Annotated in this window: 25 protein-coding genes; 8 read left to right on the forward strand and 17 right to left on the reverse strand. The window is 67.7% G+C overall.

Going from position 1 to position 20,982, the window contains the following annotated elements; translation table 11 throughout:
• The first annotated feature begins 7 nt into the window (after positions 1-7).
• A complete protein-coding gene (locus tag EXE63_RS22665; RefSeq protein ID WP_168143779.1) occupies positions 8-1,474 on the forward strand; it encodes a flavin-containing monooxygenase in 1,467 nt (488 codons plus the stop codon).
• Here the strand turns inward: EXE63_RS22665 and EXE63_RS22670 are convergent.
• From EXE63_RS22670 to EXE63_RS22680, 3 genes are read right to left on the reverse strand one after another with little or no spacing between them, the layout of a single operon-like run.
• The gene (locus EXE63_RS22670; protein WP_168143780.1) at positions 1,449-2,282 is read right to left on the reverse strand and encodes a class I SAM-dependent methyltransferase; all 834 of its coding nucleotides are present in this window, start codon (positions 2,280-2,282) and stop codon (positions 1,449-1,451) included. The two genes, EXE63_RS22665 and EXE63_RS22670, sit on opposite strands and share 26 nt — an antisense overlap.
• Positions 2,279-2,812: a DUF1697 domain-containing protein gene (locus EXE63_RS22675; protein ID WP_168143781.1), complete on the reverse strand. Its 534-nt coding sequence runs from the start codon at positions 2,810-2,812 to the stop codon at positions 2,279-2,281. Before EXE63_RS22675 ends, EXE63_RS22670 begins: the two co-directional genes overlap by 4 nt.
• The gene (locus EXE63_RS22680) at positions 2,812-3,642 is read right to left on the reverse strand and encodes a class I SAM-dependent methyltransferase (protein ID WP_168143782.1); all 831 of its coding nucleotides are present in this window, start codon (positions 3,640-3,642) and stop codon (positions 2,812-2,814) included. The genes EXE63_RS22675 and EXE63_RS22680 overlap by 1 nt, the downstream gene beginning before the upstream one ends.
• Positions 3,643-3,673: 31 nt before the next feature.
• Here EXE63_RS22680 and EXE63_RS22685 point away from each other — a divergent pair, with 31 nt between their 5' ends.
• Positions 3,674-4,117, forward strand: coding sequence for a PPOX class F420-dependent oxidoreductase (locus EXE63_RS22685; RefSeq protein ID WP_105363418.1), 444 nt, complete (start codon positions 3,674-3,676; stop codon positions 4,115-4,117).
• 18 nt (positions 4,118-4,135) lie between these two features.
• Entirely contained in the window at positions 4,136-4,309 is a 174-nt protein-coding gene (locus EXE63_RS22690) for a DUF5302 domain-containing protein (protein ID WP_105363419.1), read from the forward strand.
• Here the strand turns inward: EXE63_RS22690 and EXE63_RS22695 are convergent.
• From EXE63_RS22695 to EXE63_RS22710, 4 genes are all read right to left on the reverse strand, one after another.
• Positions 4,306-5,580 carry an acyltransferase family protein gene (locus tag EXE63_RS22695; protein WP_168143783.1) on the reverse strand — a complete coding sequence of 425 codons (1,275 nt, stop codon included), beginning with the start codon at positions 5,578-5,580 and terminating at the stop codon, positions 4,306-4,308. The genes EXE63_RS22690 and EXE63_RS22695 overlap by 4 nt on opposite strands.
• A 28-nt stretch (positions 5,581-5,608) precedes the next feature.
• The gene (locus EXE63_RS22700; RefSeq protein ID WP_234904627.1) at positions 5,609-6,748 is read right to left on the reverse strand and encodes an MFS transporter; all 1,140 of its coding nucleotides are present in this window, start codon (positions 6,746-6,748) and stop codon (positions 5,609-5,611) included.
• 102 nt (positions 6,749-6,850) lie between these two features.
• The gene (locus EXE63_RS22705) at positions 6,851-8,479 is read right to left on the reverse strand and encodes a monocarboxylic acid transporter (protein WP_168143785.1); all 1,629 of its coding nucleotides are present in this window, start codon (positions 8,477-8,479) and stop codon (positions 6,851-6,853) included.
• Positions 8,476-8,823: a DUF485 domain-containing protein gene (locus tag EXE63_RS22710; protein ID WP_168143786.1), complete on the reverse strand. Its 348-nt coding sequence runs from the start codon at positions 8,821-8,823 to the stop codon at positions 8,476-8,478. Before EXE63_RS22710 ends, EXE63_RS22705 begins: the two co-directional genes overlap by 4 nt.
• A gap of 200 nt (positions 8,824-9,023) precedes the next feature.
• Between EXE63_RS22710 and EXE63_RS22715 the strand changes: the two genes are divergently transcribed.
• Both EXE63_RS22715 and EXE63_RS22720 read left to right on the forward strand, forming a co-directional pair.
• Entirely contained in the window at positions 9,024-9,689 is a 666-nt protein-coding gene (locus EXE63_RS22715; protein ID WP_168143787.1) for a hypothetical protein, read from the forward strand.
• On the forward strand, positions 9,680-10,660 hold the full coding sequence (locus EXE63_RS22720; RefSeq protein ID WP_168143788.1) for a hypothetical protein: 981 nt from the start codon (positions 9,680-9,682) through the stop codon (positions 10,658-10,660). Before EXE63_RS22715 ends, EXE63_RS22720 begins: the two co-directional genes overlap by 10 nt.
• Positions 10,661-10,681: 21 nt before the next feature.
• On the opposite strand, the gene EXE63_RS22725 is transcribed toward EXE63_RS22720, so the two are convergent.
• From EXE63_RS22725 to EXE63_RS22750, 6 genes are all read right to left on the reverse strand, one after another.
• Positions 10,682-12,415, reverse strand: coding sequence for a sodium/solute symporter (locus EXE63_RS22725; RefSeq protein WP_168143789.1), 1,734 nt, complete (start codon positions 12,413-12,415; stop codon positions 10,682-10,684).
• On the reverse strand, positions 12,412-12,771 hold the full coding sequence (locus EXE63_RS22730) for a hypothetical protein (RefSeq protein ID WP_105363425.1): 360 nt from the start codon (positions 12,769-12,771) through the stop codon (positions 12,412-12,414). Before EXE63_RS22730 ends, EXE63_RS22725 begins: the two co-directional genes overlap by 4 nt.
• A complete protein-coding gene (locus EXE63_RS22735) occupies positions 12,764-13,549 on the reverse strand; it encodes a LytR/AlgR family response regulator transcription factor (protein WP_168143790.1) in 786 nt (261 codons plus the stop codon). Before EXE63_RS22735 ends, EXE63_RS22730 begins: the two co-directional genes overlap by 8 nt.
• Positions 13,546-14,745 (reverse strand): sensor histidine kinase, encoded by a 1,200-nt coding sequence (locus EXE63_RS22740; RefSeq protein WP_168143791.1) that lies wholly within the window; start codon positions 14,743-14,745, stop codon positions 13,546-13,548. Before EXE63_RS22740 ends, EXE63_RS22735 begins: the two co-directional genes overlap by 4 nt.
• Positions 14,746-14,787: 42 nt before the next feature.
• On the reverse strand, positions 14,788-15,090 hold the full coding sequence (locus tag EXE63_RS22745) for a DUF732 domain-containing protein (RefSeq protein WP_168145719.1): 303 nt from the start codon (positions 15,088-15,090) through the stop codon (positions 14,788-14,790).
• A 303-nt stretch (positions 15,091-15,393) separates the two neighbouring features.
• On the reverse strand, positions 15,394-16,146 hold the full coding sequence (locus EXE63_RS22750; protein ID WP_168143792.1) for a GAF and ANTAR domain-containing protein: 753 nt from the start codon (positions 16,144-16,146) through the stop codon (positions 15,394-15,396).
• A gap of 114 nt (positions 16,147-16,260) precedes the next feature.
• On the opposite strand from EXE63_RS22750, the gene EXE63_RS22755 reads away from it, so the two are divergent.
• Complete coding sequence (locus EXE63_RS22755; RefSeq protein WP_168143793.1) at positions 16,261-16,842, forward strand: HhH-GPD-type base excision DNA repair protein; 582 nt, start codon at positions 16,261-16,263, stop codon at positions 16,840-16,842.
• On the opposite strand, the gene EXE63_RS22760 is transcribed toward EXE63_RS22755, so the two are convergent.
• Entirely contained in the window at positions 16,839-17,492 is a 654-nt protein-coding gene (locus EXE63_RS22760; RefSeq protein ID WP_168143794.1) for a nitroreductase family protein, read from the reverse strand. The genes EXE63_RS22755 and EXE63_RS22760 overlap by 4 nt on opposite strands.
• Before the next feature lie 32 nt (positions 17,493-17,524).
• On the opposite strand from EXE63_RS22760, the gene EXE63_RS22765 reads away from it, so the two are divergent.
• A complete protein-coding gene (locus tag EXE63_RS22765; RefSeq protein ID WP_105363430.1) occupies positions 17,525-17,674 on the forward strand; it encodes a DUF1059 domain-containing protein in 150 nt (49 codons plus the stop codon).
• Positions 17,675-17,755: 81 nt separating this feature from the next.
• Here the strand turns inward: EXE63_RS22765 and EXE63_RS22770 are convergent, their stop codons facing one another.
• Together EXE63_RS22770 and EXE63_RS22775 are read right to left on the reverse strand one after the other, a co-directional pair.
• Positions 17,756-18,748 (reverse strand): Rv1157c family protein, encoded by a 993-nt coding sequence (locus EXE63_RS22770; RefSeq protein WP_168143795.1) that lies wholly within the window; start codon positions 18,746-18,748, stop codon positions 17,756-17,758.
• Positions 18,749-18,792: 44 nt separating this feature from the next.
• Positions 18,793-19,326, reverse strand: a complete 534-nt coding sequence (locus EXE63_RS22775; protein WP_234904238.1) for a hypothetical protein — start codon at positions 19,324-19,326, stop codon at positions 18,793-18,795.
• Between the two features lie 143 nt (positions 19,327-19,469).
• On the opposite strand from EXE63_RS22775, the gene EXE63_RS22780 reads away from it, so the two are divergent.
• Complete coding sequence (locus EXE63_RS22780; protein WP_168143797.1) at positions 19,470-20,732, forward strand: mannosyltransferase; 1,263 nt, start codon at positions 19,470-19,472, stop codon at positions 20,730-20,732.
• Here EXE63_RS22780 and EXE63_RS22785 read toward each other — a convergent pair.
• Positions 20,677-20,961 (reverse strand): 4a-hydroxytetrahydrobiopterin dehydratase, encoded by a 285-nt coding sequence (locus EXE63_RS22785; RefSeq protein ID WP_168143798.1) that lies wholly within the window; start codon positions 20,959-20,961, stop codon positions 20,677-20,679. The genes EXE63_RS22780 and EXE63_RS22785 overlap by 56 nt on opposite strands.
• Between the last annotated feature and the right edge of the window lie 21 nt (positions 20,962-20,982).

The following is a 20,982-nucleotide window of genomic DNA, read 5'->3' on the forward strand; positions in this document are numbered from 1 at the left end:
TCAACGCATGGAAACAGTCGATGTGCTCATCGTCGGAGCCGGGATCTCCGGTATCGGAGCCGCCTACTATCTGCAACGCGAACATCCCGGTCGCAGCTTCACCATCCTGGAGTCCCGCGGAGCGACCGGGGGCACCTGGGATCTGTTCCGTTACCCCGGGATTCGCTCGGACTCGGACCTGCACACCTTCGGCTACGAGTTCAAACCGTGGCGCGACGAACACGCCATCGCGACATCGGACAAGATCCTGGCCTACCTGCGCGAGACGGTCGACGAGAACGGCATCGACAAGCACATCCGGTTCCATCACCGGGTTCTCGGCGCGGCCTGGAGCAGTGCGGACGCCCGCTGGGTCGTCGATGTCGAGCACGACGGCGAGTTGAGTCAGCTGAGCGCCAACTGGTTGTTCTGCGCCGGCGGCTATTACCGCTACGACGAGGGCTTCACCCCCGACTTCGCCGGACGTGACCGCTTCGCCGGCCAGATCATCCACCCCCAGCACTGGCCCGAGGACCTCGACTACACCGACAAGAAGGTGGTGGTGATCGGCAGCGGCGCCACCGCGGTGACCCTCGTGCCGTCGATGGCCACGACCGCTGGGCACGTGACGATGCTGCAGCGTTCGCCGACGTACGTCATGCCGGTGCCGGCCAAAGACGGCTTCGCCAACACCGCGCGCAAACTGCTCGGCGAAGATCGCGGGTACGCGCTGGCGCGCCGCAAGAACATCGCCAAACAGCGTGCGGTGTATAAGTTCTGCCAGAAGTATCCGACCGCTGCGCGCCGGCTGATCCGCCGGATCAACGCCGCAAAACTGCCCGACGGGTACCCGGTCGATGAGCACTTCAGTCCGAAGTACAACCCGTGGGATCAACGGTTGTGCGCGGTGCCCGACGGTGATCTGTTCGAGGCCATCAGCAACGGCAGCGCCTCGGTGGTCACCGATCGGATCTCGACCTTCACCGAGAACGGTGTCCTGCTGGAGTCCGGTCGTGAGCTCGACGCCGACATCATCGTGACCGCCACCGGGTTGAACGTTCAGCTCTTCGGCGGGATCAGCCTCACCGTGGACGGGGAACCCGTCGACTTTGCGCGGACCGTGGCTTACAAGGGCATCATGCTCAGCGGGGTCCCGAATTTCGCGTTCGCCTTCGGTTACACCAACTCGTCGTGGACGCTGAAGGTCGGGCTCTTGTGTGAGCACTTCTGCCGGCTGCTCAGCTACATGGACGATCGCGGATTCGCGCACGTACGTGCCGAACTCGACGATCCGGCGATGCCCACGAAACCGCTGCTGGACTTCGCGGCGGGGTATGTGCAGCGCGCAATCGACGAGATTCCCCGCCAGGGTGTGCACGGTCCGTGGCAGATGACGATGAATTACACCGTCGACGCCGATGTGCTGCGCAACGGGCCCGTGCAGGATGCGGCGCTGAAGTTCGGCGCCGTCAGCCGAATTCCAGCCGCGTTGTGACCCCGCGCAGCTGATCGATCACCGGCAGTCGGTAGGACGCCCAGATCAGCGCGTTGAGCACCGTGCCACGGCCTTCCGGCAACTCCACATCGTGCCCCGCCCGCACCCCGGGGATGGTGTGGGCCAGGGCGGCCGCCTGTGATACCGACAGGCTGAACGGCATCGGTGGCACCGTGTACCGCAGCGAGGGGCGCAGCAGACCCTGACGCGCCCACCATGCGAACCAGTGGGGCGGCAGGTCGAACATCATCTGTCCGCCGGGAAAACGCTTGGCGCATTCGGTGATCAGCGCGAGCGCTTCGGTGGGCTGCAGATACATCAGCAGGCCCTCTGCGGTGACGAAGACGCCCTGGGAATCGTCGACATCGTCCATCCAGCTGAAGTCCAGTGCGGACTGTGCGCTCACCGAGATGCGTTCCGAAGGCGGCAACAGTTTCTCCCGAACCGCCACGACCGCCGGGAAATCGACAGTGTGCCAACTGAAGTCGTGACCGACCTCGCCGGCGTCGAGCCGGTAGAAGCTGGTCTGCAGCCCCTCGGCGAGTGCTACCACCGTCGCCGCCGGATGCTCGCGCAGATAGTTCTTCGTCTCGCGGTCGAAGGCCAGCGCGCGTAGCGCCATGTCCTGACGTTTGGCCGACCCGAACTTCCCGAAATCGAAATCGATGGCGTCCACCAGGTCGACGGCCACCGGGTCGTCGATGATCCTGTCGGCCCGGCGGGCTTCGGTCGCGCGGACCAGCAGCGTCAACAGTGCGGTCTCGGAAACTCCGGTCAGGGTGCTGGCATCGGCTCGCGGGGTAGTCACGGTGTCGAATGTACCGATGCGAGGACTTTGTCCAGGGTGCGCAGGTTGCGGGTGGTGGTCGAGGACTTGTAGCGCTTCCTGCCCATCGTCTTCCCGACCGCGGAGTTCAGCGTCGACGATCGGGCCACCTGCCAATAGAGCACTCCGTCCCCGCGGGCGGCGGCTTCCCCGGCCGCACCGGCCAGCGTCGTCAGTTCTTCCAGCACATCGGCGTCGCTGACGAAGGTGACATAGGAGTGGTGCTCGGGAACCTCGCGCTCGAACGGATAGTTCGCCGATATCTCCCGAACGGTGTCGACCGGATACGTGAGCACCCACGCGTCGTAACCGAAGCTCGACCGCAGCGCGGCTTCGGCCGTCTCTCGTACCGCGTCCGCCGACGATGAGCTGTTCAGCAGCACGTTCCCGCTCGCCAAGATCGTCTTCACGTCGGTGAACCCGGCCGCGGTGAACACCGCCGCCACCTCGGCCATCTTGAGGGTGACGCCGCCGACGTTCACGCCACGCAGGAACGCGGCATACCGCGTCATCAGCCGAACTCCAGCAGGGTGACGCTGGGCCGGGCGCGCCGGAAGGCGCCGATACGGTCCAGCGTCGACAGACTTGCGAGCTTCCACAGTCCGCGACCGGGCGGCAGCGAGATATCGCGGGCCCGTCGTACCCCGTCGATGCTGCCGGCCAGTGCGAGCCCCTCATCGGCGGTCATCGCGAACGGCATCGCCGGGGTGAGGTAGCGGTCGGACAGTCGCAGCCCGGTCAGGGTGCGGCGACTGAACCAGTGCGGGATCGAGTCGAACATCAGCCGGCCGCCCGGGAAGCGGGCGGCGCAGTCGGCGATCAGGCTCAGTGAATCCTCGGGCTCCAGGTACATCAACAGACCTTCGGCGGTGATGAACACCCCGTCGTCGGTGTTCACCTGGTCCATCCAGCTGCGGTCCAGCGCCGACTGCGCCAGTTCGATGATCCGGTCATTGCGCGGCAGGAGTTGGCGGCGCAGCGCCATCACGGGTTCCAGATCGATGGAATACCAGGTCAATTCGTCGGCGACACCGGCTCGGGCCAGCCGCCAGAAGCTGGTCTGCAGGCCTTCGGCGAGCGCCACCACCGATGCCTTCGGGTGCGTCGTCAGATAGTCGATGGCGGCCGCGTCGAAGGCCCGGGCCCGCAAGGCGTGTGACTGGTTGGGTTTCCCGAATTTCCGGTAGTCGTATCCGATGCCGTCGAGCAGGGTGACCGCCCACGGGTCGCGGATCACGCCGTCCGAGCGTTTGGCCTCGGTGCCGCGATTGTGCAGGGTCCAGAGCGTGGTCGCGGACACGCCCTCCAAACTTGTGCCGTCGATACCTGTCAGACCACTCATGTCCCCGATCGTAGAGTCGTACTCTCGTGTGATGGGGCGCCAGGTTTTCGACGACAAGCTGTTGGCATTGATCAGTGGGAACTCACTGGGGGTGCTGGCCACGGTGAAGAAGGACGGGCGACCACAGCTGTCCAACGTCTCGTACTGGTTCGACGCGCGCAATGTCGCCCTGCAGGTATCGGTGACCGAACCGCGCGCCAAGACCCGCAATCTGCGCCGCGACCCGCGTGCCTCCATCCACGTGTCCTCCGATGACGGCTGGGCCTACGCCGTCGCCGAGGGGGATGCTGTGCTCACCCCACCTGCCGCGAATGCAGGAGATGACACCGTGGAGGCGTTGATTGCCTTGTACCGCAACATCGCCGGTGAACATCCGGACTGGGACGACTACCGCCGGGCCATGGTCGATGACCGGCGGGTACTGCTGACCTTGCCGATCAACCATCTGTACGGGATGCCGCCCGGGATCAGGTGAGAAGGCTAGGCTGTCGGTATGGCCGACGAGACTCCCGAAGACGACACCAAGCGCAAGTTCCGGGAGGCGCTGGAGCGGAAGAAGACGCAGACCGCGGACGGCGTGTCACATGCCGAAGCCGGCCGTAAACAGCCGCGCGGCGCGCACGGGCCGGTGGAGAACCGTCGGGAGTTCCGCCGCAAGAGCGGCTAACGCGCCAGACTGCGGGCGCCGACCAGTGCGCCCAACATCAGCGCGACGCAATACAGCCCGAGCCCCTTCATTCCCCAGCCGACCGAGGCCAGGGTCGCCGCACCCGCGAGGCACAGCAGCGCGCCCACCGTGGCGCTGCGCACCCCGGGACCGCTCACCGTGCCGCCGTCCCAGTACGGCAGCGGATTGTTCTCCAGCGGGCGCAGGGCCACGAACAGCGCGGTGACCAGTACGGCCATCACCGCGAGCTGGACGATGCTGAGCGCGAGGAAATGCGGTTGCCCCGGGTAGCGGGGCAGCCCCATCAGGTCGAAGGCCAGGTGCATACCGAGCAGCGCCGGGATGTGCCACAGGTACAGCGTCATCGCGCCGCTGTTGCCGATCGCCGTCAACCACCACACCCGTGGTCGCCGGGCCCACCGGCCGATACCGGGTGCTGCGGCAATCGCGAACGCACACATCATGATTGCGTGGCCGGCCAGCAGCAGCGACGGCGGCGCCATGTTCTTGAGCTGCTGGCCCTCGATGCCGACCAGGCTGGGTTCGTACGGTCCGAACCGGACGAGCGCGAGATTGATCGCCAGCATCGACACCCCGAGGACGGCCGCGCTCGATGTGGTGAGCAGCCGGTACCGGTAGGCGACGCCGAACATGCCAGGTACCAGCCATACCGCAAGATTGGCGTAGCCCAGCCAGTTCCAGCTCGGGTCGCTGACCCGGACGGCGTCGACGACGGCGACCGATGCGTACAGGGTGGCGACGGCGGCGGACAACCGGCCCGTGGTGTTGATCCGGGTCAGCAGCGGAACCGCGGCCAGCACAAGGACATAGGCGCCGAGGAACCAGAGCAACTGGATCGAGATACCGGCGATCGGCTCGTACACGTGCACCGGGAGCGTGCGGTGCGCGACCATCAGCGCCACCGTCCAGAACGCCAGGTAGTAGAACACCGGACGGTACAGCCGGGTGCAGCGTCTGAGCAGCCAGCCGCCCCAGGCACCACCGTAGGTGTGCGCAGAGGCCGCCACCCCGGCGAAGAAGAACAGCGGCATGATCTGGAACACCCAGGTCAGGGCCTGGAACACCACCGATGTGGTGAGCAGGTTCTCCCAGTGGAAGACGCCGTCGGCGATGATGCTGGTGGCCATGACGGTGTGCCCGATGACCACACCCACCAGTGCGGTGATGCGGATGACGTCGATGGCGCGGTCCCGCTCAGGTGGGGTGCTCGCCGCCACGTCGGCGACCGTCGGGAACGCTGCGATGGCCATGGTCCGAATCTAGCTGCGGCGGCCGCCATCAGACCTGAGTAGAACCACTCAATCGGGCTGGGCGTCGGCTCTGGATCAGGATCGCGGCGAGGCAGCCCAGCGCCAGCACTGCCACCGCGGCGGCAAAGCTCACCCCTGCGGTGCGCAGCCCCCAGGTCTGCGCGGCCAACCCCACTCCGACCACCGGCACCGAGATCGCCACGTAGGCCACCACGAAATAGGTGGAACTGATCTCGCCGCGCTGCGCTGCGGGCACCTGCTCGACCACCGCGGCCAGTCCGCGACTGAAACTGATGCCCTGCCCGGTGCCGGCGACCACGGCTGCGACGATGATGCCCGCCAGCGACGAAAATGTCAGGGCGACAGCCAGAATCGCCATGCCCACCACCAGCATGACGCAGCCCGCTGCGACGGCGGTCGCCGGCAGCATGCGGCGGCCGGCGAGTTGGGCGACGGCGGAGGCCAGGAATACGGATCCGGCGATGGCGCCGGCGACGGCATGGTTGGCGATCCCGACGACGTCGGCGACGAAGGACGGTGCGATCGCGGCGAACAGGCCCGTCACGGCGAAGCCGGCGAATGCGGCGGTGGCCGCGGTGATGAACACGCTCCGCACCTCGGCGGGAATGGCGAGGCGCTGTAGGCCGATTCGGCCGGTGCGCGCCGAGGTCTCCGGTGCGATGAGCACCGCAACCACCGCCGGCGCTGCGAGCACGATATGCACGACGAACGGCAGTGTCAGCGGGTGCGGCGCGTATTGGGCGAGCACGCCGGCCAACACCGGACCGATGCCCAGGCCACCGATATTGACGATGGTGGCCACCATCGCCGCGCGCTCCCGCTGCGCGGCCGGGAGCGCCTCGACCACTGCGGCGGTCGCGGTACCGGTGAACAGGCCCGCAGACAGACCCGACAGCAGACGCCCCACCAGCAGCAGTGCCACGCTGTCGGCGATCAGGAACACCATCGCGCTGGCGATCGCGGCGCCCAGGCCGGCCAGCAGCACCGGCCGCCTGCCGACGGCGTCGGACCACCGCCCGAAGAGCAGCAGGGCTGCCAGCACACCCAGCGCGTAGACCGCGAAGATCATCGTCGTGGTGACGACGGAGAAGTGCATCTGCTCGGCGTAGAGCGCATACAGCGGGGTGGGCAGGGTGGTGCCGATCATCACGGCGGCGAAGGCATAGGCCAGTGCTGCAAAGGCAAAGGACCGGCGGCGGGTGCTCACTCGCGTGAACAGTACCGCCGCCGGCCCAGATACTCGGGGTGCCTAGTGCGCGACCGCCTTCTCGGCGCCCACACCCGTCAGCGACCGCACCTCCATCTCCGCGTTGACCGCCGGGTCACCGGAGTCCTTGGAGGCGAGGGTGCCGATGATGCCGAGCGCGAACGCCAGCGGGATGGACACGATGCCCGGGTTGGCCAGCGGGAACCAGGCGAAGTCCGCACCCGGGATCATCGAGGTCTTCGCACCCGACACGGCGGGGGAGAAGATGATCAGGATCAGCGTCGAGATCAGACCGCCGTACATGCTCCACAGCGCACCGCGGGTGTTGAACCGCTTCCAGTACAGCGAGTACACGATGGTGGGCAGGTTGGCCGCCGCGGCGATGGCGAACGCCAGCGCGACCAGGAAGGCGACGTTCTGCCCGTTGGCCAGGATGCCGAGGCCGATTGCGACGATGCCCAGCACCACCGCGGTGATGCGGGAGACCCGCACCTGCTCGTCCTCGGTGACCTTGTGCTTCTTCCACACGCCGGCGTAGATGTCGTGGGCGAAGGACGCCGACGCGGTGATGGTCAGACCGGCGACGACCGCCAGGATGGTCGCGAAGGCCACCGCGGAGATGATGCCGAGCAGCACGACACCGCCGAGTTCCAGCGCCAGCAGTGGTGCCGCCGAGTTCACACCGCCCGCAGCGCTCAGGATGCGGTCCGGGCCGACGAGCGCCGCGGCGCCGTAGCCGAGCACCAGGGTGAACAGGTAGAACGCGCCGATCAGGGCGATGGCCCACACGACGGACTTGCGGGCTTCCTTGGCGGTGGGCACCGTGTAGAACCGCATCAGCACGTGCGGCAGACCGGCCGTGCCGAGCACCAGTGCCAGGGCGAGGGAGATGAAGTTGATCTGCGAGGTCAGCGATCCGCCGTACTGGGCGCCGGGCGCCAGCACATCGCGGCTGGCCACACCTTCGGTGGTGGCCCCGGAGATGGCGGCCTGCGCCGAGCCGAGGATCTCGGAGAAGTTCATCCCGAACTTGGCCAGCACCATCACGGTCATGATTCCGGCGCCGGCAATCAGCAGCACGGCCTTGATGATCTGGACCCAGGTGGTGCCCTTCATGCCGCCGACCAAGACGTAGACGATCATCAGCAGACCGACCACGGCGATCACCACCGACTGTCCGGTGCGGCTGTTGATGTTCATCAGCAATGCCACCAGGCCGCCCGCGCCGGCCATCTGCGCCAGCAGGTAGAACAGCGAGACCGTCAGTGTCGAGGTGGCGGCCGCGACCCGGACCTTGCGCTGATTCAACCGGAAGCTCAGTACGTCGGCCATGGTGAATCGGCCTGTGTTCCGGAGCAATTCGGCGACCAGCAGCAGGGCCACCAGCCAGGCGACCAGGAAGCCGATCGAATAGAGGAAGCCGTCGTAACCGTAGACGGCGATGGCGCCGGCGATGCCGAGGAAGCTGGCGGCCGACAGATAGTCACCGGCGATCGCGATGCCGTTCTGCGGGCCGGAGAAGGCGCGGCCACCGGTGAAGAACTCGTCGGCGGTGGCGTTCTTCTTGCTGGCCCGGATCACCACGACCATGGTGACGACGACGAAAAGGCCGAAGATGGCCATGTTGGCGACGGGGTTGCCCACCGTCTCGGTTGCTGCCAGGAGGTTCATCGCAGGGGTCCTTCCAGCTCTTCGCGGATGGCCGCCGAACGCGGGTCCAGCTCGCGGTTGGCGAAGCGCACGTAGAGACCGGTGATGATGAACGTGGTCAGGAACTGGCCGAGCCCGATGATCAGGCCGACGTTGACGTTGCCGAACACCTCGGTGGCCATGAAGTCGGTCGCGAACGCACCGAGCAGGACATAGATGCCGTACCAGATCAGGAAGAACGCGGTCATCGGGAAGACGAATTTGCGCAGCCTGCTGCGCAAATCCTGGAACTCGGGGCTGGCCTGCATGGCGAGGAACTCCTCGCCGGTGGGCGCAGGCCGCGCGGGTAGATCGGTTTCGGGCACCGGTGACTCCTGACGTCGACTGTGAACCAGTTGGGTACCGAACCTAATTGAGATGTGGGTCACAAAACCAAGCGATACGACGAAGCCGGGCAGGGGTGCGGTGAGCGGTCAGTCAGCGGCGGTGAGCGGTTGCGGCAGCTGCAGCCAATCCGAGCGTCGATGGGCCAGTCCGGGAGGTGTCGAGCCGGTACTGTTCGCCTGTGGAGCTTCTCGTGCTCATCGCCGTGGGATCGTCAGCCGCCGGGTTGTTCCTGATCCTGCGGTCACGTGCGCGGAAGCGGGCGGCGCTGCAGCTCCTCCTCGACGAACGTGGCTGGAATGCCCGCCGCGACGGTGAGATCACCACGGTGTCACCCGCCACCGATGACTGGGCGCTGCGGATGCAACGATCTTTCGCCACACAGCAACCCGTGCCGGGCACTCACGTTGTCACCAGCACCTGGACCGCACCGACGCCCCGAATGGGTAGTGGCGCACTGCTGGTGGGCCCCAGCCCGCCCGGTCCGGCTCGTGCGATCGCCGTTGCACTGATCGACTCGCTTGATCCAAAGCTTGCCGGTTGGATCGGGATGGGCCGGGTTGGCGACGGGCAGCCGCTGCAGCACGTGCTGCCGGCTGATCCTCGTCTCTTGGTGCTCGGTACGGCTGACGCCGGTGCGCCCGGGACGTTGGTTGCCGTCGCCGACGCTGTCGAAGAATGGTGTGCCCGCTACGACTCGGAGCGCGAGCAGCCGGCGTTGTCGCTCTCCGGTGGTGGACTCGAGGTCCGCGTGCGGGTCGACGTGATGTCTTCGGCGACGCGGCTCGCCCACTTCGTGGCCCTGTGCGAAAAGTGCCGTGCGGCAGTTGCGGGCTCGTGTCGCTAGTTGCCGCGTGGTCGGTGGTAGCGATCGCGACCGCGGTACTGCTGCATCGCTGGCGACGATCCTGGTGGCGATCGAGCGCGGTGATCGGGGGTGCCGCGGTTGCGCTGGCGGCAGGCTTCCTGGTCACCGGCGACAGCGTCCCGTACCTGTTCGAGAGGGCCGCGGCCACCTTCGGCGGTACTGTCATCGCCTCGGTGTTCACCGTGCTGGTGGTGATCAAGGTGTTGCCTCGGCTGGAGTTACGCACGGCCGGCTCTGCCGCGGCACTGTTGTGTGCCTGCCTCGCAGTGATGTTCGCGGCGGTGGGGCTGATGCTGTGGCGGATCGCCGACGACGGGCTGCAACTGGCTGAGGTTCCGATTGTCGGGTCCGCGGAAGAGGTGCTGGCCTGGCGTCACGCCGAACCGCACCAGCGGATCTACGGGGTCCTGCTGGACGGTCGGCTGGAACGTGAGGCGTACGGCGAGGCCAGCGAGGTCGAGACCGCCCGTACGCTACTGGCGCGAATCGACTGCGGAAGATCATGGTCCGGGCTGTCGTCACTGGCTGAGTCTTGGCTCCCCTCAGGGTTTGTCGTCACGTTGGCGGATGGATCACGCGCCTGGGTGCAGGGCATCAGTTCGGTGCGGCAGGCGTGGAACTGGCCGCGGGGCGAAGGTCGGATCAACGAGTGCGCGTTGTATTCGGACGATCCGGTGGTGGTCTGGGGTGATCCCGGGTCGATGCGTGCGCTGGGCAGCGACGAGGAACTGCCGGCGGTGAACGCGGTGCGGGTGCTCGCCTACGGCGACGCCGCAGCCTTCCGCGAAGGGTTCATTCCGGCCGCTCAGCGGACGGGTCGGGCGACCCTGGCCCTGGGCATCCTCAATGCTGCGCTGGCATTGTGGTTGAGCGTAACCGGTTGGCGGACATATCGGCGACTCGCTCGAGACGGCGGCGGCCCGTCGAGCGCCCAACCGCCTGGATCCTGAAACGGCACCCGCGGGCTCGGATTAGCGGCCTTCTGGTAGACGTTCGACACCCATGCCGAGCCGTTCCGGGACGTGCATCCGGGCGAAGATCTGCGCGACGTTCGGGGTCGCGCGGGTGAACCGACTGACCATGATCATGGTCGCGAACGCCACCGGAACGCTCACCGCGGCGGGATAGCCGACCATCACCGCGGGCCAACCGCCCAGCACGTTCTCGTCGATCCCGCCGGTGATCTCCACCAAAACCGCGCTACCACAGGCGAGTCCGCCGACGATCAACCCGCAGGCGGCACCGGTGGCGGTCAGCCCGCGCCACCAGATGCCGAGCACCAGCAGCGGGCACAGGGTGGAGGCCGCGACGGCGAACGCCAGGCCGACGGTGCGGGACAGTTCCAGATCGGCCACCAGCAGGGACAGCGGAATCGGGATGACGCCGCCGATCACCGCCGCGATGCGGAAGTCGCGGACCCGGCCGCGCATCACATCGGTGGCCAGCGCACCGGCGATGCTGACCAGCAACCCCGACGAGGTCGCCAGGAATGCCGCGATGGCGCCCGCCGCGACCAGTGCGGCCAGCATTTGACCGAGCGCTCCGCCGATGGCCGAGCCCGGCGCCAACAGCACTGCGGCATCGGCGGTTCCGGTGATCAGCAGTTGCGGCACGTACAGCCGGGAGAACACCCCGAGCAGGGTGGGGAAGAGGTAGAAAAACGACAGCAGCGCGATGACGGCCAGCGCGGTCCGCCGTGCCGCCCGCCCGTCGCGGTTGGTGTAGAACCGCACCAGCACATGTGGCAGGCCCATCGTGCCGAGAAAGGTCGCCACGATGATCGAGATCACCTGATACAGCGGATGGCCGCCGCCCAGCCCGCCGCCGGAGACGATCCATTCGCTCCCGGTGCTCGGCGTGCCGGCCACCACCGGGGTGGCGGCGCCGGCGGCCAGCGTGAGGCTGGTCCCGGCGCCGATGGTGTGTTCGCCCGGAGCGCCGAAGGTGGCGTCGCGCACCGTCTTCCCGTCAAGCAGGCCGGTCATCGTGATCCCGGACGGGTCGACCACCTGGACCACCACATCGGTCTCCACCTGCACGGTCGTCTCGCGGTCGACGCTCGGCGGCAGCGGACCGCCCAATTCGCCACGGTCGGTCACGAACAGGCCGAGCAGCGCCAGCGCCGGGATGGCGATCGCGGTGAGTTTCAGCCAGTACTGGAATGCCTGCACGAAGGTGATGGAGCGCATTCCGCCACCGACCACATTGGTGATGACGATCGCGCCGACCAGGACGGGGCCGGTCCACACCGGCATGCCGAGAAGCGTTTTCAGCGCCAGACCGGCGCCCTGGTACTGCGGTGCCAGGTAGAACACGCAGATGATCACCACGACGAGCATGGCCACCTTGCGCAGTCGCGCCGAGCCCAGCCGGAACTCGGCGAAGTCGGGCACCGTGTAGGCACCCGAGCGGCGCAGCGGGGCGGCGACGAACAACAACAGTCCCAGGTAGCCGGCGGTGAAACCGACGGGATACCACAGGGCGTCGGCGCCGTACTTCGCGATCAGCCCGGCGACCCCGAGAAATGATGCGGCGGATAGATATTCACCGGATATTGCGGCAGCGTTCCAGCGCGGACCGACACTGCGGGAGGCCACCAGGAAATCCGAGGTGGTGCGCGACAGCCGGACTCCCCAGCTGCCGATGACCACGGTGGCGATCGCCGCGATCAGCAGGGCGGCTGCCGTCAGCGGTGAGCCGGTCACGGTTCGCTGTCGACGACCCGGACGAAGTCCTTCTCGCCCTGTTCGGCCAGCCGCACGTAGAGCCGTCCCACACCGTAGAGCAGGGGATAGGCCAACACCGCCAGCAGCAGCCAGTTCAGCCGCATCCCGAACACCGTCAGATCCGGTGCCGCCCTGTTCAACACCACGATGCCGGCCACGGCGAACACCACGACCGCACCCAGTCGCAGCGCGAGCCCCAGCTGCGCGCGCATCAGACCGCGCACCAACGCATCGCCCACCTGAGTCTGCTCCTGGACTTCGACGCGGGTCCGCACCATCCGCGCGCCGCGGCGGTGCGCGAGCACCACCCGTTGACGTTCCGGTCGTTCAGTCATCGGAGCCCGCCGGCTTGAGGTTGCGCATCGGGTCCCGAACCAGCCGGTCACGAAGCTCGCGGGCCTGGCGCCGGCTCACCGGGAGTTCCACCGCGGGGGAGGCGCCGTTGGCCCGTAGCCGCACCAGCACCGCGCCCTCTGCGGTGCGCAGCCCGGTCACCAGCCGCAAGGAGACGAGGTAGGACCGGTGTATGCGCTGGAAGCCGTGATCGCGCCAGCGGGTTTCCAAGACACTCAACGGGATTCGGACCAGGTGGGCTCCGGTGGCCGAGTGTAGCCGGGCGTAGTCGCCTTCGGCCTCCACCCAGCCGATGGTCTCCCGCGGCACCAGTTGGGTGATACCGCCGAGCTCGGCCGGGATGACATCGGAGTCGGGTGCTTCCGGATCGTCGGGCGGTTCGGGCTCATTGTTGCGCGCGATCGTCACCCGGCGCACAGCCTCGTCGAGCCGGTTCTGCCGGATCGGCTTGAGCAGGTAGTCCACGGCGCCGACATCGAAGGCGGCAACCGCTTTGTCGTCGTGCGCGGTCACGAACACCACCGCGGGCCGGTTCGCGAAGTTGCGCAGCACGCCGGCGAGTTCGATGCCGGACAGGCCGGGCATGTTGATGTCCAGGAACACGGCGTCGATGGGATGGGCATTGAGTTCGCGCAGAGCCGAGGTGGCGTCCCCCGCGGTGTGCACCGAGGTGATATCGGGGTGCTGGCCCAACAGATAGGCCAGCTCGTCGAGCGCCGGCGCCTCATCGTCGACGGCAAGGACCACCAGACCTGTCACGCCACACCTCCGCTGGCCCGCACACCGGAGCGGAACTTCGGTACCCGCATGATGACCTTGGTCCCCGCCCCAACAGCCGTTTCGACCACCAGACCGTAATCGTTGCCGAACGCTGCGCGCAGCCGATGGTCGACATTGGTCAGGCCGACGTGTGCGGACTGGTCGACAGCACGGTCGGCCAGCGCGTCGCCCTGGCCGGCCCGCAGTGTGTCGGGATCCATTCCGGCGCCGTCGTCCTCGACGGTGATGACGCAGTCCGAGCCGGCATCGTTGGCGACGATCTCCACCGATCCGCCGCCGCGGCCGGCCAGTCCGTGCCGGACCGCGTTCTCCACCAACGGTTGTAGCGCCAGGAACGGCACCACCACGTTGAGTACCTCGGGGGCGACCTGGAGGCGGACCGTCAGCGCGGCGCCGAACCGGGCCCGCTCCAGGGTGAGGTAGCGGTCGATGTTGCGCAGTTCCTCGGCCAGGGTGGTGTACTGCCCGGCGGCCCGGAACGAGTAGCGGGTGAAATCGGCGAACTCCAGGATGAGTTCGCGGGCGCGGGCCGGATCGGTGCGCACAAACGAGGCGATGGTGTTGAGCGCGTTGTAGATGAAGTGCGGGCTGATCTGCGCGCGCAGTGCCAGTACCTCGGCCTTGTCCAGCCGGGCCCGGGACGCGTCGAGTTCGGCCAGTTCGATCTGGCTGGCGGCGTAACGCGCGACTTCGCCGATCGCGCCGAGCATCCCGGGGCCCGGGCTGCCCGCGGTGACGACCACCAGCACGCCCAGCACATCACCGTTCTCGGCCAACAGCGGCTGGGCCACCACCGTGGAGGCGCGCACACCGTTGAGTACGCGGCGTTCGCCGGCGATCGACTCCGCGGCGGTGGACGCACAGGTTTCGGCGATATCGGGCTGCCAGATCAGCTCGTCGTCGGGGTCGGCGGCCAGCAGCTCACCGTGGCCGTTGAACAGGGCCACACCGTCGGTGCCGGTGAGTCCGCGCAGAAAGGGCGCGGCGGTGGCCGCGGATCCGGAGTCCAGGCCCTGACGCAGCGCGCGCGCCGCCAGCGAGGCGGTGTGCAGGGCGGCGTGCACGGCGCGTTCGGTGGGGGTGGCCACGACGCGGCGGGTGCGCACCACGAGAACGGCGGCCACCGCCGCCAGCAGCAGCGCGACCGCCAGCGTCAGCGCGATCTGACCCGACATCGTGCGGCCACCTTAAACCGCGGCCATGCCCGTGGGGGCCTACTACTGAACTGGGCAGGCGTACTTTCTGGCGACGTCGAACACCCGTTCCTGGGCGCCGGGACCGATCACGCCCTGAGCGGCCAATTCCAGGCCGATGTATCCGGGCAGTCCGCCCACACACGCCTGATGCATGGCGCGCCACGCGGTGTCCGGATTTAGGTTGTAGCCATTGCGCTGCAGTCCGCCCAGGTATTCGTCGAACGCCGGGGTGCCCTGCTCGGGTATCGCCGCGGCGGTCCCGGCGAAGGCAACAGAGGCGGCAACCGCCGCGACAAGCGGTGCAATGACGCGTCTCATATCCATCTCCCACGGGCCAGGTCCTGCGCGTTCGTGCTCAACACGTTCGCACACGGCGCGGATATCGTCCGCGGATTCGCCGTCCTGGCCCGTCCAGGCGCCCATCCTGCGGTTGGTTCGCGAACCGGCGGCGGGCGGGTTGCGGTCGTGCCGGAACTCGGCGCGTACGGCAATAACCGGGCCGCTGTTTGCTCAACGTGGGCTGCCTGCGGCTCACCTAGCGGAAAGACGACGCAACCCTCGCCCATGCCACTTCCGCTGATTCTCGTGTGCCCTGGGCGAGGGCTGCCCAAACGTCGCAGGGCTCCCTCAGAAGTTGTCGATGATCTGCAGCGCGATCGTTCGCAGGGGAATGTTGTCGTGCTGGGACAGGCTGCGAAGCATCTCGAATGCGCGATCGGCGTCGACCCGGTAGTGGTTCATCAGTATTCCCTTGGCCTGTCCGATCACATCCCTGCTTGCCAGCGCAGTCTCGAACTGCTCCTCGCGAACGGCGGTCATCATCGCGACCGTGGCCATGGTCGCCAGAAGTGCGCCCATCGTCTTGCCCGCCTCGTCAAGCGAGCGCGGTTCATGGCTGAACAAATTCAATGCCCCAGTGGCCTTGTGCTGGGGGATGAGCCGGTAGGACACGATCGCGTGGACCCCGACGGCCACCGCTGCCGGAGCGAAGGAGGGCCACCGTATTTCTTCGCGCAGGTCGGTGCTGATGATCAGCGTCTCTTTGATCGCCGCGTCCAGGCACGGGCCCTGTTGATGGCTCAGTTGGACCGTACCGAGTTCGACAGCCAGCGGCATGGTCGGCGCGACGGACCGCCCTTCGCCTTCGTACATGACCAGCATGTCGGCGAAGTCCACGCCCTCGATCAGTTCCACAGCACTACTGGTGATGCTGAACAAGGCGTGCTCCAACGCGGTGTCTTTCGCGTGACCGCGAATGAGCTGCACCATGGCAGCGCGAATGGTCTCGTCGACATGGGCGGGGCGATTCATGACGCCTCTTTCCGGGCAGAGAGGATTCGCATCCATATGCCCCCTATTTGCGCAAAGTATGCCGCTCAATACGACGTTCTGGAACTCTCACCCCCCGAGTTCAGGGTTGCGCAGAGCCCGGGAGCCCAGCGTATGTCCCAATCGAGATCGGCGGCCGCCAGGTGCCGCCGTAGGCTGCTGGGCATGACTGTGGACCTCTGCCTGGCCCAGGACCGCGAGGCTGATGAACTGCTTTCGGCGAGCCCGTTCGCGCTCCTGGTCGGGATGCTGCTCGATCAGCAGATCCCGATGGAGACGGCCTTCGCGGGCCCGAAGAAGATCGCCGACCGTATCGGTGCGGTCGACGCCCGCCAGATCGCCGATTACAACCCCGACGAGTTCGTCGCGCTGTGTTCGGAAACCCCTGCCATTCATCGTTTTCCGGGCTCGATGTCCAAGCGGGTGCAGGCGCTGGCCCAGGCGATCGTCGACGACTACGACGGTGATGTCACCGCACTGTGGACCGGCGGTGAGCCCGACGGCGCCGAGGTGCTGCGACGGCTCAAGCGGCTGCCGGGCTTCGGCGAGCAGAAGGCCAAGATCTTCCTGGCGCTGCTGGGCAAGCAGTACGGGGTGACGCCCAAGGGGTGGCGGGCCGCGGCGGGGGACTACGGCAAGGCCGGCACCCACATGTCGGTGGCCGATGTCGTCGACCCGGGATCGCTGCAGGAGGTCCGGGCCTACAAGAAAAAGATGAAGGCGGCAGCCAAGGCTGCGAAAGCCTAGAACGCCGGCCCGTCGAACCGTTCCCGGGTGACGAACTCCGAGACCGGTTTGCGGGTGAGCTTGGTGAACTGCTTGACCGGCTTGCCCAGCGGCACCACCGCGGCGATCGCGTAGTCCCCGGGGATCCCGAGCAGTTCTTTCACCTTCGGTTCCTCGGGCACCACCATCGTGGTGAGCACGCCACCGAAGCCCTCGCTACGCGCCGCCAGCAGGATGTTCCACACCAGCGGATACACCGACGCGCCCGCCACCAGGCCGATGCGATCGAGATCCTGATCGAACGCCGCCACCACACCGAGGTCGACGCAGATCACCAGCGCCACATCGGCGTCCAGCAGCTGGGCCGCCCGGGGGACGCGCACCGCGGCCAACTCGTCGGCCGACACACCCATGGGGTGCAGCGGGTTCCACGGGCTCTCCCCGTGGCGTTGCTGGGCGATATAGCGCCGGAACCCGGTATCGGTGAGATCGGCGAGGGCTTGCAGGGTGGCGGGATCGCGAACCGCCACGACATGGGTGCCCTGACGGTTCCCGCCGCTCGGCGCGAAGCGGGCGTTGTCGAGGATCCGGGTCAGCGTTTCGTCGGGCAGCGGTTCGCCGGTGAAGACACGGACCGCCCCAGTTGTGCGCATAACGTGGTAGATGTCCATGCCCACCATCATGCGTATGCGATTGTGGACATATGGCTAAGACACATCTGAACTGCCCGTGCGGCGAGGCGATTCAAGGTGAGAACGAAGACGATCTCGTCGAGAAGGCGCAGACCCACCTCTCGGAGTCTCATCCCGGCCGCGAATACGACCGCGAGATGATCCTCTTCATGGCGTACTAGCGCACCGTCACGACTGTGCGCTCAGATCGCGCATCCGAGCAGAACCGTGATCTGAGCGCACGCTCGCGCTGGGCGGGCGGGTTACGGCACCACCGTCGAACCGATGGTGGGCATGAACTGGCACTGCTTCTCGGTCGTGGAGACCTGACCGAAGATCGTCGACATGATGCTGCCCGAGCCGGTCTCGGCGATGGCGGTCAGCGTGGTCGGTCCTGCGGGGTTGATATCGGCCTGCGGTTTGAGCGTCGCGGTACCGGACTTGCCGGTGGTGAGGTTCACCCATGTCACGTTCAGCGGCAGCTTCTGCTCGGCCGCCGGGCCGGGTGTGCCGACCGCGGTGAACACGTAGGCGGTCTGTCCGGCGACCGGGCCGGGTGCGGGGATCTTCGCGGGGCCGGCGACCGAGATCGCCGTGGCCAGCACGTTGCCGCCGTCCACGCCGCAGCCATTGCTGATCGACGGGTACATGAAGTCCTGGGTGGTCGGCGCGTCGGGGCCGAAGTCGGGCATGGTGCCGGCCGCGGGAGCGGGTGCCGGCGCGGGACCGGGCGCGGGGGCGGCCTCCGGTGCGGGTACCGCCAGCGGCGCGGCCTCGGGAGCAGGAGCTGGTGCCGCTTCGGGAGCCGGTGCCGGTGCATCCACCGGCGGGACGACGGCCTCGGGTGCGGTGGGCACCGCCATGGGGATGGGCCCGACGGAGAAGGCCGGGTCCACCCCTGCGGGCAGATGGGCTTCCGCGCCCGCGCCGGCCGCAGGCACATGTGCCTGCGGCTCGGACACGAACTGGTTCACAGCGGACGCGACATTCAGCGAATCGGACGGCGCCGCCGCGTTTCCGGCGAACGCCGCGGCGGCGGCCATGAGCATCGATGCGGCATTGCCCGGATCAGCAGCGGCCTGCTGGATGGCCGGGCCGAGAGTCTCCATCGCCGGTAGCCCCGGTGCCTGCAGGCCGTTGATCGGCAGCGGCATGGGCGCGGCCGGTTCGGCGTTGGCAGGGATCGCGACTCCGCTGCCCAGCGCCACGAGCGCGCAGGCCGTGGTGCTGGTCAGCATTGTCCGGATCGATGGCATGACTTCCCCCTGGTGAGTTGTTCGGTGACGGTTACGGCCGGCGGTCAGGGCAGCGCGGAGACCGGCAGGAACATCGGCACCAGTGACTGGGCCGCTGCATCGGCCGGAGACGAGGCAGGCACGCCCGGCGCGGCCGGGACGCCCGGCGCGGCCGGCGCGGCAGCACCGGTCTGCGGCAGCAGACCCGCCAGCGGGGTGCCGGCCGGGATCAGGGACGCCAGGCCCTCCGGGACCATGTTCTGCACACCGGCGACTGCCGGAGCGGCAGCCGCCGCCGCGGGCAGCGCGGAGGCCACGCCCGGGGTCGGCGGCAGGTTCAGCGATGCGCTGGCGACCGGAGCGGACGGCGTGATCGGATCGACCGGCAGGGTCGACTGCCCGCCGCCTCCGGTGAACGCCGAGGCGAGCCCCTGGATCAGGCCGGGTGCGGCGGCAGGCAGGCCGGCGAGCTGGTTCATGAACGGAATATTCGGCATGGCGGGTGCCGGCGCAGGTGCGGGCGGCAGCGGGGCCGGTTCGGCGACCGCGGTCGGGCTGAGCATCAGGGCGGTGGCGACGGCGCCTGCTCCGGCAATCATGCTGGCGGCAAACGCTTTTCTGGCTGGTGACACGAGTCTCCCCATTTCGTTGACGGCACGTCTCAACCTGAAGGTACGGAGTTACTGGTGTTACTCAAGTGACAAGAGTGGCATTTATCCAACCGTTACGGAGGTGTACGCCGATGGTGACCGGGCGGGCGAGCAACCGGCAGGTCATTAGAGTCGGAGCCGTAGACACCATCCGCGCCACCGGTCCGACGGCACAGCTGTATCGCTGGGCGCCGCTGTTGATGGTGGTCAGCATCGCCGCGCGCCTCGCCTGGACCTATCTGGTACCCAACGGCGCCAACTTCGTCGACCTGCACGTCTACGTCGGTGGCGCCGAGACTCTGGAGCACCCCGGCGCGCTCTACGACTACGTCTACGCCGAGCAGACGCCGGACTTCCCGCTGCCGTTCACCTACCCGCCGTTCGCGGCTGTGGTGTTCTATCCGCTGAGCCTGCTGCCGTTCGGCATGGTGGCCTTCATCTGGCAGCTCGGCATCTTCGCCGCCCTCTACGGCGTGGTGCGGATCAGTCTGCGGCTGCTCGGTCGCACCGATCTGCGCCCGGCGATGTTGTGGACCGCCGTCGGCATCTGGACCGAGCCGCTGCGCAGCACCTTCGACTACGGCCAGATCAACGTGCTGCTGGTGCTCGCCGTGCTGTGCGCGGTGCAGAGCACCCGATGGTGGTGGTCGGGCCTGCTGGTGGGGCTGGCCGCCGGTGTCAAGCTCACCCCGGCCGTCGCGGGTCTGTACTTCGTCGGTGTGCGCCGGTGGGGCGTGGCGGTGTTCTCCGCGGCGGTCTTCCTGGCCACCATCGGCGTGTCGGCTCTGGTGGTCGGCGACCAGGCGCGCTACTACTTCACCGATCTGCTGGGTGATGCTCGTCGTGTCGGCCCGATCGGCACCTCGTTCAACCAGTCCTGGCGCGGCGCGATCTCACGGATTCTCGGCTACGACGCCGGCTACGGGCCCATCGTGCTCGCCGCGCTGGTGCTGACCGCGTTGCTGGCGTTGCTGGCGTGGCGGGCGATCGGTACCGCAGACCGTCTCGGCGGCATCGTCACGGTCCAGCTGTTCGGGCTGCTGCTCTCCCCGATCTCGTGGACGCATCACTGGGTCTGGCTGATCCCGTTGATGATCTGGCTGCTGCACGGCCCGCTGCGAGGACGGCTCGGCGCCCGCGTGCTGGGCTGGGGGTGGCTGGCGCTGACCCTGATCGGGGTGCCATGGCTGCTGAGCTTCGCGCAGCCGACGATCTGGGAGATCGAACGCCCGTGGCACCTTGCCTGGGCGGGCATGGTCTACCCGGTGGCCACGCTGGCCACCTTGGGGTGGCTTGCCGTTAGTCGCCGAGCAGCTGATCGATCGCCTTCGCCATCTCCAGATCCTGATCGGTGATACCGCCCGCGGAATGCGTGACGAGCGCGAAAGTCACCGTCCGCCAACGGATATCGATATCGGGGTGATGGTCCTTCTGTTCGGCCAGCTCGGCGACGCGGCCCACGGCGTCGACCCCTTCGAGGAACGCCGGAAACTCGATGGAGCGGCGCAGTGCGCCGTCGGATCGCTGCCAGCCGTTCAGATCGGGCAGTGCGGCGTCGACTTGGTCGTTGGTTAACACAGCCATGTCCTCGACGGTATACCGTCA

Origin of the sequence: Mycolicibacterium frederiksbergense (assembly GCF_012223425.1) — a bacterium.
Taxonomy (GTDB): domain Bacteria; phylum Actinomycetota; class Actinomycetes; order Mycobacteriales; family Mycobacteriaceae; genus Mycobacterium; species Mycobacterium frederiksbergense.

Excerpts from the sequence above, each read along its gene's own strand:
- EXE63_RS22665 (WP_168143779.1), top strand. The coding sequence starts at position 8 with ATGGAAACAGTCGATGTGCTCATCGTCGGAGCCGGGATCTCCGGTATC.
- EXE63_RS22675 (WP_168143781.1), bottom strand. The coding sequence starts at position 2,812 with ATGACGCGGTATGCCGCGTTCCTGCGTGGCGTGAACGTCGGCGGCGTC.
- EXE63_RS22680 (WP_168143782.1), bottom strand. The coding sequence starts at position 3,642 with ATGAGTGGTCTGACAGGTATCGACGGCACAAGTTTGGAGGGCGTGTCC.
- EXE63_RS22685 (WP_105363418.1), top strand. The coding sequence starts at position 3,674 with ATGGGGCGCCAGGTTTTCGACGACAAGCTGTTGGCATTGATCAGTGGG.
- EXE63_RS22690 (WP_105363419.1), top strand. The coding sequence starts at position 4,136 with ATGGCCGACGAGACTCCCGAAGACGACACCAAGCGCAAGTTCCGGGAG.
- EXE63_RS22695 (WP_168143783.1), bottom strand. The coding sequence starts at position 5,580 with ATGGCCATCGCAGCGTTCCCGACGGTCGCCGACGTGGCGGCGAGCACC.
- EXE63_RS22700 (WP_234904627.1), bottom strand. The coding sequence starts at position 6,748 with ATGATCGGCACCACCCTGCCCACCCCGCTGTATGCGCTCTACGCCGAG.
- EXE63_RS22705 (WP_168143785.1), bottom strand. The coding sequence starts at position 8,479 with ATGAACCTCCTGGCAGCAACCGAGACGGTGGGCAACCCCGTCGCCAAC.
- EXE63_RS22730 (WP_105363425.1), bottom strand. The coding sequence starts at position 12,771 with ATGACTGAACGACCGGAACGTCAACGGGTGGTGCTCGCGCACCGCCGC.
- EXE63_RS22740 (WP_168143791.1), bottom strand. The coding sequence starts at position 14,745 with ATGTCGGGTCAGATCGCGCTGACGCTGGCGGTCGCGCTGCTGCTGGCG.
- EXE63_RS22745 (WP_168145719.1), bottom strand. The coding sequence starts at position 15,090 with ATGGATATGAGACGCGTCATTGCACCGCTTGTCGCGGCGGTTGCCGCC.
- EXE63_RS22755 (WP_168143793.1), top strand. The coding sequence starts at position 16,261 with ATGACTGTGGACCTCTGCCTGGCCCAGGACCGCGAGGCTGATGAACTG.
- EXE63_RS22760 (WP_168143794.1), bottom strand. The coding sequence starts at position 17,492 with ATGGACATCTACCACGTTATGCGCACAACTGGGGCGGTCCGTGTCTTC.
- EXE63_RS22765 (WP_105363430.1), top strand. The coding sequence starts at position 17,525 with ATGGCTAAGACACATCTGAACTGCCCGTGCGGCGAGGCGATTCAAGGT.
- EXE63_RS22770 (WP_168143795.1), bottom strand. The coding sequence starts at position 18,748 with ATGCCATCGATCCGGACAATGCTGACCAGCACCACGGCCTGCGCGCTC.
- EXE63_RS22775 (WP_234904238.1), bottom strand. The coding sequence starts at position 19,326 with ATGATTGCCGGAGCAGGCGCCGTCGCCACCGCCCTGATGCTCAGCCCG.
- EXE63_RS22780 (WP_168143797.1), top strand. The coding sequence starts at position 19,470 with ATGGTGACCGGGCGGGCGAGCAACCGGCAGGTCATTAGAGTCGGAGCC.
- EXE63_RS22785 (WP_168143798.1), bottom strand. The coding sequence starts at position 20,961 with ATGGCTGTGTTAACCAACGACCAAGTCGACGCCGCACTGCCCGATCTG.